This is a genomic window from uncultured Draconibacterium sp. (assembly GCF_913063105.1).
Taxonomy (GTDB): domain Bacteria; phylum Bacteroidota; class Bacteroidia; order Bacteroidales; family Prolixibacteraceae; genus Draconibacterium.
Genome location: NZ_CAJXYQ010000029.1, coordinates 1 through 15,183, shown reverse-complemented (window position 1 = coordinate 15,183; position 15,183 = coordinate 1). Strand labels below are relative to the sequence as shown.

Sequence of the window (15,183 nt, the reverse complement as noted above, 5' to 3'; positions counted from 1 at the left end):
TACATATTTTTAGCTTTAGTTTTAATTCTTTTAATTAAAAGCTATGCACAACTTTACAAATGCTGTAATTTTACCAGAGAACCTGCCAACACTTGACTCCGAACAGTTCAACAGGCTCGATAAAAAATACCTTTCGATTATTGTAATCCGGTTGGTTCTCGTTTTTCTAATTGCTTTTGGGGGCTGTATTGCCTTTCTAATCCTTTCCGAGGCTACACCCGGAATACCTGTAAAAATTGCTGTATCAGCATTTATTGTTTTATGGCTTGCCTTTTCTATTGGCATTACCCTGCTTGGATTTCCGCGAAAAGGTTACCTGGTGCGCGAGAATGACATTTCTTTTAAAAAAGGTATACTTTTTTATAAAGAAACATCGGTGCCTTTTAACCGTATCCAACATGTTGAGGTTACCCAGGGGGTTTTAGCCAAAGCCTATAAAATTTCAACCTTAAAACTTTTTACTGCCGGTGGCAATTCCAGCGATCTTTCCATTCCGGGGTTACCAAAAAATCAGGCACAGCAGCTCAAAGATTTTCTTTCTGAAAAAATTAGCAAGCATGAATAAGCCAGACCTTTCAGTTCCAAGCAGGCAATCAATTAAAGGTTTGGTCATAATTTTTATTCAAGGCATACGCTCGCTGGCGCGCATGTTCTGGGCAGTGCTTGTTGTGGTAATTTTGCAAAATAACCTGTTGCAGCATAAAGCAATCATCTTACCGGCTCTGGCAGCTATTTTCATATTGCTTGTAATTCATACCTTGCTTTATTATTTAAACTTTTATTTCTATGTGAAAGATGATGAATTTGTACTAAAAAAAGGTTATTTAAGAAAACAGGTTTTATCCATTCCTCTGGAAAGAATCCAGAGCATAAACACCAAACAAAACCTGCTTCAGCAGGCTCTTGATGTTGTGGCCCTTGAAATTGACACAGCAGGAACGGCAGGAAAAGAGCTAAAAATACATGCCCTTGAAGCACCTTACGCCAAAGCATTAAGCGCCTTACTTAAGACAAAAACCACCGAAGAAACAGAAGCAAATACTTCAGAAGCATCTGCGACCAAACCCATTGAAAGCGTGATTTTAAAACTTGAACCTATCGACTTGCTAAAAATAGGGATTAGTGAAAATCATATTCGTACGGCACTTATTATTTTGGCTTTTGGTTCGCAGCTATTTAACCAGGTACAAGAAGTGTTTCAGGAAAAAGCAGACGAATATTCCAACGAATTTATGAACTTTGTTTCCAATTCAGGCTGGGCACTAATTCTTTTTCTCATCTTATTTTTTGCAGTGGTTTCTTTTCTGTTTTCGCTGGTAAAAACGGTCTATAAATATTACGATTTCAGGCTGGTAAAATCAGAACAAGCCTACCAGATTATGGCCGGCCTGGTTAATAAACGAAATGTGCTTGTTCCGCATGCAAAAATTCAGGAGTTTAGCTGGGCCACCAACCCCATAAAAAAATACTTTGGCATTTACCATATTGCTTTTAAACAGGCTGTTAGTATGCAAAACCGCAAAAACCAGCTGGTTGATGCACCCGGCTGTTTACAAACACAACTTGATTTGTTAAAGAACGATTTATTTGGACCGGATGAACTGGATGCGCAACACCGCTTTTTTTCGCATATTCATTATTTTAGAGTGGGCTGGTTTTTTTCGGGTATTTTGCCGGTTATTGGTGCTGCCCCGTTTTTGTTTAGTTTCTGGTTTTTTTGGGTTTCCGCTGTTTTATGGCTGGCTGTTTCAGGCTTTTATTGTTACCTGCTTTTCAGAAAAAGGTACTTTCAAATCAGTACTACACAAATTCGGGTGTCGTCGGGTGCCGTTGGACAAAAATGGAATCAAATGGAACTGTTTAAGGTGCAGGCAGTGCGGTTCAAACAATCGTTTTTTCAGAAACGCCGGTCGCTTGCCTCGCTGGAAATCATGAATGCTGCAGGAAGTATCAGTATTCCATACATCAGCGAATCGCTGGCAAAGCAGATGCAGAACTATTTGCTATACCATACCGAAACAGCCCAACAAAAATGGATGTAAAACAGTAAGCTAATGCTTAGCCTAAACGGTTTCAACAAATAAACAGCACACCAACAATTCCCGGCATCCGTTTTCAAACGAGTTCCAAAACACGGGCGCGCATTAAATCAAACAGGAATACCTTATGAAAGAGCGAACTAAATTCTTCGCGCTGAATTTTATTTAACAGGTTTATATTTTTATCGGCCCGTAAACAATCGGTAGTAATAAGCAACCAGTATTCATCGAGTTTTTGCTTTTGATACAAACGCAATTTTTCATCTTTTTTTGCAATGGCCTTTCTAATATCGTCAACCACATTAGTTGAAATTCCCAGATTATTTGATCGTTCCCATACCGACGCTTCAAGTCCTGAATGGCCGGCTATCATAATTTGCTTAATCCCCTGAGGTAAATAACCGCCGTTTAAAGTTTGATTAAAAAAGGGTTGCCTTCCCCTGTTTTCAATTGCTGAACGGATAAGTGAAACGGTTTGGGAACGTATCACCAATTCGCTTGCCGGATTAATTCCATTATGCTGATTGAATAAAAACTTGACAAACAGTTTTCGGTCGTTCCCGAATTCAAAATGTTCGCGCATGGAATCTACCAGTTCTTCGTGGAAAGTGTTTTTAGCTTTATCTGCAGCTGAAATTTCTACCGCATTTGCCGGGTTCAAACGTGTAAGCTCGATTCCGATGCGCTGTTTGTTTTTTAATTTAACTAAAAAGTCGGGCGACTCCGAAGCCGCAAGCCGCCCCTTAGGGAAATTGGGGTAGCACTTTCTGAAATAATTAACGAGTAAAACCTCCAGTTGCTTTTTAATTTCCTGCATCGGGTATTTTATTATTGCTTTGGAGTGGTTTTTTGCATCAGTTCAAAAAGGTCGTGTACAATGGCATCCCTATTAAAATTTTGCCAGTAAATAATTTTGTTGGGATTGCCGGGCACATCCACCCAGCTGTTACCAAGCAGTTTTGGCGCTGGTATTTCAACTTTTTCGCCCCAGCTTTCGTTTTTCAAAACGGCAAGTACAACCATATCAAATAAGGCGCGCGATGGCGGGTTGCCATACATTTCTGCTTCGGCAAAAAGATTGGCCGAATAATCGCCAAAGCGGTTAAATTCGCCGCCATGCCTGCCAATAATGGTGTTGTCGGACACCGGGCCTTTTCCCCGCATATGTTGCTCAATTTCGTCGGGCACAACAGCAACTGCCGAAGTACCCGACGGAGCTCCGTAGCGCACCGTAACCATCTCAAAATCCACACCCGATTCAACAACCGGATTTACTGCTGTTGTATCGTTATCCAGGTTATATTCTCCGGGGTCGGGATAATTGCCCCCCAGCCAAACCACACGCACTTTATCAATAATGCGCGGTTCTTTTAAAATAGCCAGGGCAATATTGGTGAGTTTTCCCACCGGCGCTAGCACTAATTTTTCATCTTGCATTTTCAAGGCTTCTGCAATAATAAAATCAACTGCCGGCTGTCCGTCAAATCCATTTTCTGAAATGTATGGGGCAATTTCTGCATAGCTTTTATCTGCCCCCATAAACAAAGGTACCTGCCCTTCTTTATTAAACAGTTTTATAATCCGTTCGGCTTCGTCGTATTGCCCCTGAATTCCGTAACCATTGCGGGTATTATTTACCGTAACGCCAATAACATCAAAAACAGCATCATTTAAAAATGCGTAAGCCAGGGCGTGTTGATCATCCAGCTCGTTATTGGCATCAGTATCAATCAGTACCTTCATTTTAGCCAGCGAGGTATCTTTTTGGATGGAAACACACGAGCAAACAAAAACAGGAACAAACATTACGAGTACCAATTTCGAAACCATTTTTTTAATTTTTTAGGTTATTTTCGGGCTAATCAAAGATAGAAAAATACCTATGTTTACAAGAGTGCCTTTTATGGTTAAAAACAAAGTACTTTGTTTTTAGCCGAAATACTCAACCAAAATGCATATCGGGTGTTACAATTCAAAAAATAAATAAATTATGTATCCAGGACTATTACATGCACACAACGGCTTTCGATGGCTGGTTTTAATATTTTTAGTATTTGCTGTTTTTTTGGCCATTTCAGGATGGGCAAGCAAGCGCAGTTGGAATAAAGCTGACAACCTGGTTGGGCTGATTCTGGTTATTTTTATGGACATTCAGTTTTTACTTGGCCTCGTGCTTTATGCTTTTGTGAGCCCGATTACCAAAGCTGCCTTTGCCGATTTTGGCGCAGCGATGAAAAACAGCGACCTGAGGTTTTACCTTGTTGAACACTTTTTAATGATGTTTATTGCTTTGATACTGGTTCATATCGGCAGAAGAAAATCGAAGAAAAAAGCGGTTGCCTGGAAAAAATATAAACCGGCCACCATTTTTTACTCCATTGCTCTTTTATTAATACTGGCTGCAATTCCATGGGACCGGGCTTTATTTTAAGCCAGGGGATTTTGTAGCGGAAAGCACAAAAAAAAAGGCTGCAAAAAAAAATTGCAACCTTTTATAAGTTTGGTTCAGCTTGTGCTTTCGCACTTATATTTTCAGGCTATTTTGATGCCCCTACCGAGTAGATATCGTTAATTAAATGCTGGTACTTTACGGACACTGCATTCCGCCTCAGCTTAAGTGTTGGCGAAAGTTCACCAGAAGCCGGGGTCCACTCTTCGTAAACCAGTCTTATTCTGCTAATTTGTTCGTGCGATCCGAGTGTTTTATTCACTTTGGCTACTTCTTTCTGTAGCTTGTTAATTACTTCGGGCAATTGAATCAGCTCTTCGTTGTTCTCGTAATGTAATTTGCGTTCGCCGGCCCAATCGTGTAATATCGGGAAACAAGGCGAGATAATAGCACTGGCAAATTTCTCGTTGGCACCAATAACCATCACCTGCTCAATCAACTCCGAGGTTTTTAGCTTATTTTCAATCATTTGAGGTGCAATATATTTTCCTCCCGAGAGTTTAAATATCTCTTTTTTCCTATCGGTAATTTTCAGGTATTTATCGTCAACCAAAACGCCAATATCTCCGGTATGAAACCAACCATTTCTATCAATAACCTCTTCAGTTAGCTCCGGTGCTTTGTAGTAGCCTATCATAACACCCGGGCCTTTGCACAGAATCTCGCCATCGGCAGCAAATTTAACATCATAACCTTCCAGAATTGGTCCAACAGTTCCAATCATCATTTCGTTTTTCAGCGGATTATTTACCGCAATAACCGGCGATGTTTCGGTTAAGCCGTAACCTTCAAGCGTAGTTAATTTGGCCATACCTAACACCCGGGCAATTTGCGGCTGTAAGGCAGCTCCCCCCGAAACAATATAAGTTATATTTCCGCCCAGGGCAGCTCTCCACTTCGAATAAATCAGCTTATCAGCCAGGGCTATTTTCATTCGCATTAGCGGTCCAAACTTTTTATTGTACTCAAAATGATGCGTTAAACGAAGGGCCCAGAAATACAATTTCTTCTTCACTCCGGAAAGTTCTTTTCCTTTTGCCACAAAACCATCGTATACTTTTTCGAGTAACCTCGGAACCGAATTAAACATGTGCGGTTTTATCTCTTTTATTGAAGAAACAATTTGTGCCAGGTTACCAACATAATAAACTCCCATTCCTTTTAACTGAAAGTGGTAATTCATGCTACGTTCGTAAACATGGCATAGCGGCAGAAAACTAAGAGCTTTATGCTCTTTTCCCAAGTTGTGCAACTTAATATGGGCAACAAAGTTAGAAACCAGGTTCTCGTGGCTCAACATCACTCCTTTTGGCACACCTGTGGTTCCCGAGGTATATATCAGTGTAGCCAAATCTTTGGGCTTAATGTCGTTTTTTGTGGCTGCAAGTTCTTCCTCAAATTTATCCTTATTAGCCTCTCCAAGCGATAGAATTTCTTCGTAATTTTTTGCACCGTCAACGTCCTCAAAAGTATAAACCGCTATAACACCACGAATCATATTGGCCAGTGGATTCATACTTTGAAACAGCTTTTTATCGCCGGCAATGATAATTTTTACCTCTGCATGGTTGAGAATATATTTATATTCATCGTCGCCAAGCGTTGGATAAATTGGCACATGTACAAAACCACCCATTGCAAGTCCCATGTCGGCAATGCTCCACTCGGGCCTGTTGGTGGTAACCGTTGCAACTTTGTCGCCTCGTTTTAACCCCATAGCCATTAGCCCCATGGCCAGCTGGTGCGCTTTTTTGTAATATTCTTTGGTTGAATAAGTATACCATTTTCCATCCTTTTTTCCGGCAATGGCATCTTCACGGGGGAATTCCTTCAATGCATATTCCAATACATCAAAGTTACGTGTAACTGTCTGTCCCATATTTCAATTTTAAAAACTTCGAAATATAAGGCTTTTGTTGTTGGTTGATTTATAAAGGAATAAGGGGTTTTTTCAGCTCAAACTATTTATACGCATTCTAAATAATATTAAATATCTGAAAAACAAAACATTAAAAACCACGCCATCGACTTTCCGAGCAGATTGTTCTAAAATTTAACACTTACAACTCCTCCTCATTTGCCGGTGTTTTAACTAATTGTTGCTGGTATTTATTGTCTTTTATATAGGCCCAGATGATTAATCCGGCCAAAACCAAAATTGATGCAGGAACGGCTGGATTTACTCCGTCGGCAACACCTTTCCCGTATGAATGCAAACCTGTGAGGTAATAGTTCACGCCAAAATAGGTCATTAAAACTGAGGCAAAACCGATAATTGATGCGAAGTTATAATTGAATATTCCTTTTAACGATGGAATAAGGCGCATGTGCACAATAAACGAATATATTACAACGGTAATCAGCGCCCAGGTTTCTTTTGGGTCCCAGCCCCAGTAGCGCCCCCAGCTTTCGTTCGCCCAAACTCCACCAAGAAAAGTGCCGATAGTAAGAAAATACAACCCCACGGTAGCTGACATTTCGTTAATGGTCGTTAACTGTTCGATAAATCCATTCACTTTAACTTCGTTACTGTTGTTCCGCATCACGATTAAAATCATTACCAACACGCCTAAAAACATACTTAAGCCAATAAAACCATAACTGGCAGTAATAATTGCTACGTGAATGGTTAACCAATACGATTTAAGCACAGGAACCAGGTTCGTAACCTCAGGATTCATCCAGCTAAGATGCGCTACAAAAAGGGCAATACCCGATAAAAATGCAGCAGTTCCGACCACCATTGGGTATTTGCGCCCAAAAATAATACCGGCCAACATTGATGCCCAGGCCACATAAACAACCGACTCGTAGCCATTACTCCACGGGGCGTGCCCCGAAATGTACCACCGAAGTACCAAACCTGCTGTATGCACTAGAAAGAGTAAAATAATCAGGCCAAAAGAGGAGACTTTCAGCAGTCCAGGCAATGGTTTTTGCCTAAAAATGTTTACAAAAAGTACGCACAATAACAAAAAGCCAAAAAGCAGATAAAATGGGAAAATTCGTTTAAACGGATTGACTTTATTAAAAAGAATCTCCATATTCTTTTTGGTATCACCGGGTAACAAATTTGCTCCGTATTTTACCTGAAAGTTTTCAACGGCCTTTAAAACCTGAACAGCATCGGGACTATTGTTTTCGGCAATGGATTGCAACAATAGCTGAAATCCACTTTTTATAAAAATTGAATCACCATCGGAATATTCTGCAGCCGTATTTCCGGGAGCATACCAGGTATCTTCTACCCTTTCGCGCGGAAAGAGATGGAACAGGGAGCCCTGAAAAACCATAAAACAAATATTTACCCGCTCATCGACATAAATATATTCCTTCTCAACACGGTTTCGCATACCCGGGGCTTTCGCGTAGGCAGCCCTTACGGCATCTGATATTTTATAGTTTCCCTGCTCGTCAAACAACGACTCAACCGTAATGTATTTATTTTGAGCCCCGAGTGTGGCGGCCAAAGTTTTGTTCGAAACTTTAATAACCGGCATTGAACGCCAGATTTCGGGATAAGCCATCATGCTAAGCACCACCTCATCAGCCGACAAGCCGTATAAGCCTGACTTACGACTTACCTTGCGCACAATTTCTCCGGAAAGTGTTGACACCGGTTCGATTCTACCATCAACGCCCTGCACCCACAATTCGCTAAATTCTTTTACAACAGCCTTGTCAATTGAGGGGATTCCGGCCCCCACACCACTTTGTGCCGATGCAGATAGGGCTCCGGCTCCAAGCAGTACAAAAACAGCGATTGCTTTAACCGAGCTGGCCTTTAACTTTTTGGCAAGGAACTGGAAATAGGAGTTCGGATTAACCATTGATAAAATAACTCCAATTATCAGCAATGCGTATCCCAGGTAGGATATCCATGTTCCCCAAAAATCATGATTTACAGAAAGTATCGTTCCTCTCTCATCAGTATCATACGACGACTGGAAGAATTTGTACCCTCTGTGACTTAACGTATTGTTCATAAAAATCCGGATATCTTCGTTAATTCCCTGTTCCTCATCAACCAAAACTACCTCAGAGGCAAACGACGATGGCGAATTAGAGCCTGGATATCGCTCAAGTTGAAAATCTTTTAAATGAATGCTGAACGGCACTTTAAGCGGCAAGGCTCCATAAGCAAGTTTCAGAGTATTGTCACCAAGAGGCACACGAATGGTATCGGGCGATTGCCCCGAGTGGCCAAAAACAGGAACCGTTTGCTGACGTATACCATCTGTTATTTGCACAACAACGGCATCTTCGCGTGTTTCAACCTGGCTTTTTACTGCTGTAAAAGTTGCGCTTGGCATAAATTTGCGAATAAGAAAACGAAAGTTACTGAAACCGTAAAGGAACATTGGTTTTACCGGAATGGTATCTCCGGGTGTAAATGCAACGGTTTCCTGGCTGGCCATGGTTGTTTCTTCCAATTGCGCAAACGAAGTCATAAACAGGGCACCATCCTTTATAAAAAAGTTCACTACTTTTTCTTCGTCAACTTCAAATCCGGCCGAAAATCCCGGATAATCCAGTGCTTCTCCTTTTTGAAAAGAAAAAGACTGCATACCCTGCACATCAGGCGCCGAAAACACAAAATCAATTACCGGCTCGCCACTTTCAGAAGGAATGGCCTTTTTCTCGGCATCTTCAATAAAACCAATGGTTTTTATTTTTACTGCTTGCCCGTTTACATCAAATTTTGTAGAAAACTGTTTTGGAGTTAGTTCCGAAAAACGAACGGTAGATACAGCTTCTTCACCGTTATAAGCGGCATAAAAATAATCGTCAGACGAAAGAATATAGTTTGCACTTTGTCCTTCGCGAATATGCATTACTCCTTCGAAACTAAAATACCGGGTTATTGCTGCTCCTAAAATCATTACCAAAAACGAAATGTGGAACAAGCCAAGCGTAAACCGTTTACTGGTAAAAAACCGGTAACGAATAAGGTTATTCAGCAAGTTTAAGGCAAACAAACCCCACAGCAGCTCGAACCAACGGGTGTTGTACACCAGCGCACGGGCTGTTGGAGTACCATAACTACTTTCAATAAAAGTGGCTACGGCCATTGAAAAGGCCAGGGCCAGAAAAATAAATGCTGCAAAAGGAACGGATGTTATAAAAGAATAAAACTTTTTCATTTTTACTATTTAGTTGTAAGTCGCACTGAACTTATAGGTTCATATTTCAGCTGCTGAAAATAAGTCTTATTTAGAACAAATCAAAAAAAGAAATAAAACGAAGAAGCCCGTTCGGTATATTTTTAAACATACCAAACGGGCTACATATGTTTTAACGAAAAGCTGCTTTTATAAGTGCTTTTCTTAATGCCTGGCCATTTATTGTAAAAACGACAGTGCTTTTTCAATGGCAGCCTGTAGTCCGCTTACATCTTTCCCTCCTGCGGTTGCATAGAAAGGCTGGCCACCGCCGCCGCCTTTAATTTCTTTTCCAGCTTCGCGAACAATCTGTCCGGCATTCAGGCCTTTTTCTGCAACAATATTATCCGAAATCATTACCGATAGATTCGGTTTTCCGTTAACATCAGCACCAATTACTAAAAACAAATCTTCTACTTCGCCTTTTAACTGAAAAGCAAGGTCTTTTACCATTCCGGCGTTATCAACCATAATTTTATCGGCAATAATATTTACCCCGTTTTCTTTTAGCACTTTACTTTTTAGGTTGGCTTTAATAATCTTCAAACTTTCTTGTTGGAAAGTCTCAATTTGTTTGCTTAAAACCGAATTTTGCTGAAGTAGTGTAGTAACGCTTCCTAAAATATCTTTTGATCCTTTTAATGTTTCTTTTATACTGTTAATCAGGGCTAACTGATCGTTAATGTATTTCTCAGCCCGTTCAGCAGTTATGGCTTCAATACGGCGAACACCGGCAGCAATGGCACTTTCCGAAACAATTTTTAAGAGGCCAATCTGCCCGGTTGCTTTAACGTGCGTACCTCCGCACAGCTCAACCGACTCGCCAAATTTAATTACCCGAACTGCCTCGCCATATTTTTCGCCAAACAACATCATTGCCCCCGATGCTTTTGCTTCGTCAATCGGCATTTCGCGATTTTCTTCCTGCATGGCATTTTGGCGTATCTTCTCATTAACCAGTTTCTCCACTGCGGCAATTTCTTCATCGCTCATTTTCTGGAAATGCGAAAAGTCGAAACGTAAATGATCGGCATTTACAAGCGAGCCTTTTTGCTCAACATGCGTACCCAATACTTCGCGCAATGCAGCGTGCAACAAGTGCGTAGCAGTATGGTTATTGGCAATACTTTCACGGCGGTTGGTATTCACAACTGCATTAAATGTTTCTTCTACATTGGCTGGCAGCTCATTCACCAAATGCACAGTTAGGTTGTTCTCTTTTTGGGTATCGAAAACCGAGGTTTTTACACCATCAAATTCAATGTATCCGGTATCGCCAACCTGGCCACCAGATTCGCCATAAAAAGGCGTTTGGTCGAACACCAACTGGTAAAACGTTTTTTTCTTTTGTGTTACTTTGCGGTATCGTGCAATTTTGATTTCGGCTTCCAGTTTATCGTAGCCTAAAAATTCGGTTTTTTCAATTTTGCGCAATTCCACCCAATCATCAGTTTCCTGTGCTGCGGCATTACGCGAACGATCTTTTTGTGCCTGCATTTCAACAGCAAAACCTTTTTCGTCAACACCTAAACCATTTTCGCGAGCAATCAACTCGGTAAGATCAAGCGGAAACCCAAAGGTATCGTACAATACAAATGCATCTTTTCCTGCAATTTGTTTGGCGCCTTCTTTGTTTGCTTTCGATATTATATCATCCAGCAGTTTAATACCGGTTGAAAGGGTACGCAGAAACGACTCTTCCTCCTCTTTTATTACTTTTTCAATTAAGGTTTGCTGGCTTACTAATTCCGGAAAAGCTTCTCCCATGGTATCTTTTAACACCTCAACCAATCGGAAAATAAAAGCATCTTTTAACTCCAGAAAGGTATAACCATAACGCACGGCACGGCGCAAAATACGGCGGATTACATAGCCTGCTTTATTATTCGATGGCAACTGCCCATCGGCAATGGCAAAGGCAACTGCACGAAGGTGGTCGGCAATTACACGCATGGCAATGTCTACCTTTTCGTTTTCGCCGTATTTCTTGCCTGAAAGTTTTCCAATTTCAGCAATGGTATTTTGAAACACATCAGTATCGTAGTTCGACTGAACTCCTTGTAAAACCATACACAAGCGCTCGAATCCCATTCCTGTATCAACATGCTTGGCTGGCAAACTCTCCAGGTTTCCGTTTGCTTTGCGGTTAAACTGAATAAAAACAAGGTTCCATATTTCAATTACCTGCGGGTGGTCCATATTTACCAAATCGCGTCCAGGTACTTTGGCTCTTTCCGCTTCCGAGCGAATATCAACATGTACTTCCGAGCAGGGCCCGCATGGACCGGTATCTCCCATTTCCCAAAAGTTATCTTTTTTGTTACCGTTTAAAATGCGGTCTTTGGGCAGGTATTGCTCCCAATAACCGGCAGCTTCGTTATCGCGTTCCTGGTTATCGTCGGCGCTACCTTCAAAAACAGTGGCATACAAACGGTCGGCTTCAATTCCCATACGTTCTACCAGAAATTCCCAGGCCCAGTCAATTGCTTCTTTTTTAAAGTAATTGCCAAACGACCAGTTTCCCAGCATTTCAAACATGGTATGGTGGTAGGTATCCAGCCCAACTTCTTCCAGGTCGTTATGTTTCCCCGACACACGAAGGCACTTCTGCGTATCAGCAACCCGTGGGTATTTAACCGGTTCGTTACCTAAAAACTGGTCTTTAAACTGGTTCATTCCGGCATTGGTAAACATCAGCGTAGGGTCGCCTTTAACAACCATTGGTGCTGAGTTTACAATCTGATGTTCTTTCTCGGTAAAAAAGTCGAGAAATGCTTTACGTATCTCTTTAGAAGTCTTCATTTTCCGTCTGTATGATTTATTATTCTGTTAAAATATTTTAATGCAAAGAAAACAAATTCACTAACTATGAGTTATTTACTTATCTTTGCGCCGTGAAAAATCACGATTTTTTAAATCCATGCAAAGTTATAGGATTTAATGAATAGACATTACAAAAGATTAAAAACCGGCCTTTTATATGGCAAAAAAGAAATATAAATTTAATCCGGATACCCTCAGTTACGAAAGTGTTGGATTAACGTGGAAAGCCAGAGCAACAAAAATTCTTACTTATTTTTCGAGTAGTTTGGCTTTGGCTATTGTTATCTCACTCATTTTCTTAAACTTTTACGACACGCCCCGCTCGAAGCGGCTAATGCGCGAAAACAAACGACTGCTTACCCAATACGAGCTGCTTACAAAAGATTTAAGTAAAGTTGAAAATGTTTTGGCAGAATTGCAGCAACGCGATGACAACATTTACCGTGTAATTTTTGAGGCCGAACCGATTCCGTCAACCGTTAGAAATGCTGGTTTTGGTGGGGCGAATAAATACTCGCACCTGGAAGACATGGACAATGCCGAGTTGGTAATTGCCACAGCACATAAACTTGATGTTATTTCGAAACAGGCTTATATTCAGTCAAAATCATACGACGAAGTATTGGAACTGGCATTAAACAAGGAAAAAATGCTGGCATCGTTGCCCGCGATTATGCCCATTACCAACAAAGACCTAAAGCGTACTTCAAGTGGTTGGGGATACCGTATCCACCCCATTTACAAAGTGCGAAAAATGCACTGGGGGCAAGACTTTACGGCTCCGGTTGGAACTCCGGTTTATGCCACCGGCGATGGTAAAATCACTGCCGTAAAAGGCTCAAAACGCAGTCGCGTTGGGCTTGGTCTGAATATTACTATCGACCACGGCTATGGTTACGAAACGGTTTATGGTCACCTGAATGAATTTAATGTAAAACGCGGCCAACAAGTAAAACGCGGCGATATTATTGGCTACGTTGGAAATACCGGCGGATCGACTGCTCCTCACCTGCACTACGAAGTGCACAAAGACGGACGCAAAGTAAATCCGGCTTACTACATGTTTAAAGATCTTACACCACAGGAATACGACAAAATGATTGCGATTTCGTCAAATATCGGGCAGTCGCTGGATTAATCATTTCCTGAAGAAAATATTTGTGCTTCCATCGGTTTTCCGGTGGAAGTTTTTATTTGCCACCATTTGAAACTTTTCAAAAAATCAATCACTCTTTTGTAACAGGTTTAAAATCTTTTATCTTGCATCTAAAAAATTACAGTGCCATACAAAAAGCCCAAAATAGAAAAGATACTGTATTCGATTGGCGAAGTTGCCGATATGTTTGGCGTAAACGTTTCGCACATCCGTTACTGGGAGAATCAGTTTGAGGCATTAAAACCGGTAAAAAATAAGAAGGGCAACCGGCAATTCACAAAAAAAGATATTGAAACCATACGTTTTATTCATCACCTGGTAAAAGAAAGAGGTTTAACCATTGATGGCGCCCGTAAAAAGCTAAAAGAGAACCCGGAAGACACGATGAATAATTATGAAGTGGTAAAACGCCTGCAAGACATCAAACAAGAACTTGTAGCAATAAAAGAAGGACTCGGAGAATGAAGATAAAAGCTATTACCAATTTTTTAGAAGATTTTGCACCGTTAAAACTGCAGGAATCATACGACAATGCGGGGCTAATTCTTGGCGATAAAAACGCTGAAGTATCGGCAGCTCTGGTAACCCTCGACGTTACCGAGGCGATTGTTGATGAAGCCATTGAAAAAAAGGCAGGGCTTATTGTTGCCCACCACCCCATTGTTTTTTCGGGATTGAAAAAAATTACCGGCAAAAACTATATTGAACGCACCCTGATAAAAGCCATTAAAAACGATATTGCCATTTATGCGGCACACACCAATCTCGACAGTGTTACAGGTGGTGTTAACGGTAAAATCTGTGAAAAACTTGGTCTTCAGGAATGCAAAATACTGCAACCTGCTGGAGGTATGCTTAAAAAACTGGTAACTTTTGTTCCGGTTGATCATGCCGACAAAGTGCGCGAAGCCGTTTTTGCTGCCGGAGCGGGTCAGATTGGCAATTACGACTCGTGCAGTTTTAATGCACACGGCCAGGGCACTTTCCGTGGAAGCGAAACAACAAATCCGTTTGTGGGTAAAAAAGGACAACAACACTACGAAAACGAAATCCGTTTTGAAACCATCTTCCCTGATTATTTGCAGGGTAAAATACTAAATACACTTATTCAGTCACATCCGTACGAAGAAGTAGCCTACGATATTTATTCGCTCGACAATAAATTTGACCAGATTGGTGCCGGAATGATTGGCACTTTACCTGAAGAAAAAAAAGAAATTGATTTTCTTCAACAACTGAAGGAAACTTTTGGCGCCGGAATAATTAAACACACCAACCTGCAACAAAAAAAAGTAAAGAAAATCGCGGTTTGCGGAGGGGCAGGGTCATTCCTTTTAAATCAGGCAATTGCGGCCGGAGCCGACTTTTTTGTGACCGGCGATTTTAAATATCATCAATTTTTTGATGCCGAAAATAAAATCGTTATCGCCGATATCGGACATTTTGAAAGCGAACAGTTCACTAAAGAACTTTTTTATGAGTTACTTACAAAAAAATTCCCTACTTTTGCAGTCCATTTATCAGACGTGAATACCAACCCGGTTTTTTACTTCT

General features: G+C 41.0%; 11 protein-coding genes. 6 read left to right on the top strand and 5 right to left on the bottom strand.

What is annotated here, in order from left to right; genetic code table 11:
* The first annotated feature begins 43 nt into the window (after nt 1-43).
* Together QZ574_RS18610 and QZ574_RS18605 are read left to right on the top strand one after the other, a co-directional pair.
* A complete protein-coding gene (locus QZ574_RS18610) occupies nt 44-565 on the top strand; it encodes a PH domain-containing protein (protein ID WP_297092353.1) in 522 nt (173 codons plus the stop codon).
* Entirely contained in the window at nt 558-2,042 is a 1,485-nt protein-coding gene (locus tag QZ574_RS18605; RefSeq protein ID WP_297092351.1) for a PH domain-containing protein, read from the top strand. Before QZ574_RS18610 ends, QZ574_RS18605 begins: the two co-directional genes overlap by 8 nt.
* 73 nt (nt 2,043-2,115) lie before the next feature.
* Here QZ574_RS18605 and QZ574_RS18600 read toward each other — a convergent pair whose 3' ends face one another.
* Together QZ574_RS18600 and QZ574_RS18595 are read right to left on the bottom strand one after the other, a co-directional pair.
* Entirely contained in the window at nt 2,116-2,856 is a 741-nt protein-coding gene (locus QZ574_RS18600) for a hypothetical protein (RefSeq protein ID WP_297092349.1), read from the bottom strand.
* 11 nt (nt 2,857-2,867) lie between these two features.
* Nucleotides 2,868-3,869: a nucleoside hydrolase gene (locus QZ574_RS18595; protein WP_297092348.1), complete on the bottom strand. Its 1,002-nt coding sequence runs from the start codon at nt 3,867-3,869 to the stop codon at nt 2,868-2,870.
* Between the two features lie 160 nt (nt 3,870-4,029).
* Here QZ574_RS18595 and QZ574_RS18590 point away from each other — a divergent pair, with 160 nt between their 5' ends.
* Nucleotides 4,030-4,470, top strand: coding sequence for a hypothetical protein (locus QZ574_RS18590; protein ID WP_297092346.1), 441 nt, complete (start codon nt 4,030-4,032; stop codon nt 4,468-4,470).
* A gap of 106 nt (nt 4,471-4,576) precedes the next feature.
* On the opposite strand, the gene QZ574_RS18585 is transcribed toward QZ574_RS18590, so the two are convergent.
* The 3 genes from QZ574_RS18585 to alaS all read right to left on the bottom strand — a co-directional run bounded on the left by QZ574_RS18585 (nt 4,577) and on the right by alaS (nt 12,452).
* Entirely contained in the window at nt 4,577-6,367 is a 1,791-nt protein-coding gene (locus QZ574_RS18585) for a long-chain fatty acid--CoA ligase (RefSeq protein WP_297092344.1), read from the bottom strand.
* Between the two features lie 181 nt (nt 6,368-6,548).
* A complete protein-coding gene (gene ccsA / locus QZ574_RS18580) occupies nt 6,549-9,632 on the bottom strand; it encodes a cytochrome c biogenesis protein CcsA (RefSeq protein ID WP_297092341.1) in 3,084 nt (1,027 codons plus the stop codon).
* Nucleotides 9,633-9,830: 198 nt separating this feature from the next.
* The gene (gene alaS / locus QZ574_RS18575) at nt 9,831-12,452 is read right to left on the bottom strand and encodes an alanine--tRNA ligase (protein WP_297092339.1); all 2,622 of its coding nucleotides are present in this window, start codon (nt 12,450-12,452) and stop codon (nt 9,831-9,833) included.
* Nucleotides 12,453-12,630: 178 nt separating this feature from the next.
* Between alaS and QZ574_RS18570 the strand changes: the two genes are divergently transcribed.
* The 3 genes from QZ574_RS18570 to QZ574_RS18560 all read left to right on the top strand — a co-directional run.
* Complete coding sequence (locus QZ574_RS18570) at nt 12,631-13,611, top strand: M23 family metallopeptidase (RefSeq protein ID WP_297092337.1); 981 nt, start codon at nt 12,631-12,633, stop codon at nt 13,609-13,611.
* Nucleotides 13,612-13,752: 141 nt separating this feature from the next.
* Nucleotides 13,753-14,094: a MerR family transcriptional regulator gene (locus QZ574_RS18565; protein WP_297092336.1), complete on the top strand. Its 342-nt coding sequence runs from the start codon at nt 13,753-13,755 to the stop codon at nt 14,092-14,094.
* Nucleotides 14,091-15,183, top strand: a 1,093-nt coding sequence (locus tag QZ574_RS18560; RefSeq protein ID WP_297092335.1) for a Nif3-like dinuclear metal center hexameric protein, incomplete at its 3' end; no start/stop codon positions are given. The genes QZ574_RS18565 and QZ574_RS18560, both read left to right, overlap by 4 nt.

Coding starts and splice junctions, on each gene's coding strand:
- QZ574_RS18600 (WP_297092349.1), bottom strand. CDS start 2,856: ATGCAGGAAATTAAAAAGCAACTGGAGGTTTTACTCGTTAATTATTTC.
- QZ574_RS18570 (WP_297092337.1), top strand. CDS start 12,631: ATGGCAAAAAAGAAATATAAATTTAATCCGGATACCCTCAGTTACGAA.
- ccsA (WP_297092341.1), bottom strand. CDS start 9,632: ATGAAAAAGTTTTATTCTTTTATAACATCCGTTCCTTTTGCAGCATTT.
- QZ574_RS18585 (WP_297092344.1), bottom strand. CDS start 6,367: ATGGGACAGACAGTTACACGTAACTTTGATGTATTGGAATATGCATTG.
- QZ574_RS18610 (WP_297092353.1), top strand. CDS start 44: ATGCACAACTTTACAAATGCTGTAATTTTACCAGAGAACCTGCCAACA.
- alaS (WP_297092339.1), bottom strand. CDS start 12,452: ATGAAGACTTCTAAAGAGATACGTAAAGCATTTCTCGACTTTTTTACC.
- QZ574_RS18605 (WP_297092351.1), top strand. CDS start 558: ATGAATAAGCCAGACCTTTCAGTTCCAAGCAGGCAATCAATTAAAGGT.
- QZ574_RS18590 (WP_297092346.1), top strand. CDS start 4,030: ATGTATCCAGGACTATTACATGCACACAACGGCTTTCGATGGCTGGTT.
- QZ574_RS18595 (WP_297092348.1), bottom strand. CDS start 3,869: ATGGTTTCGAAATTGGTACTCGTAATGTTTGTTCCTGTTTTTGTTTGC.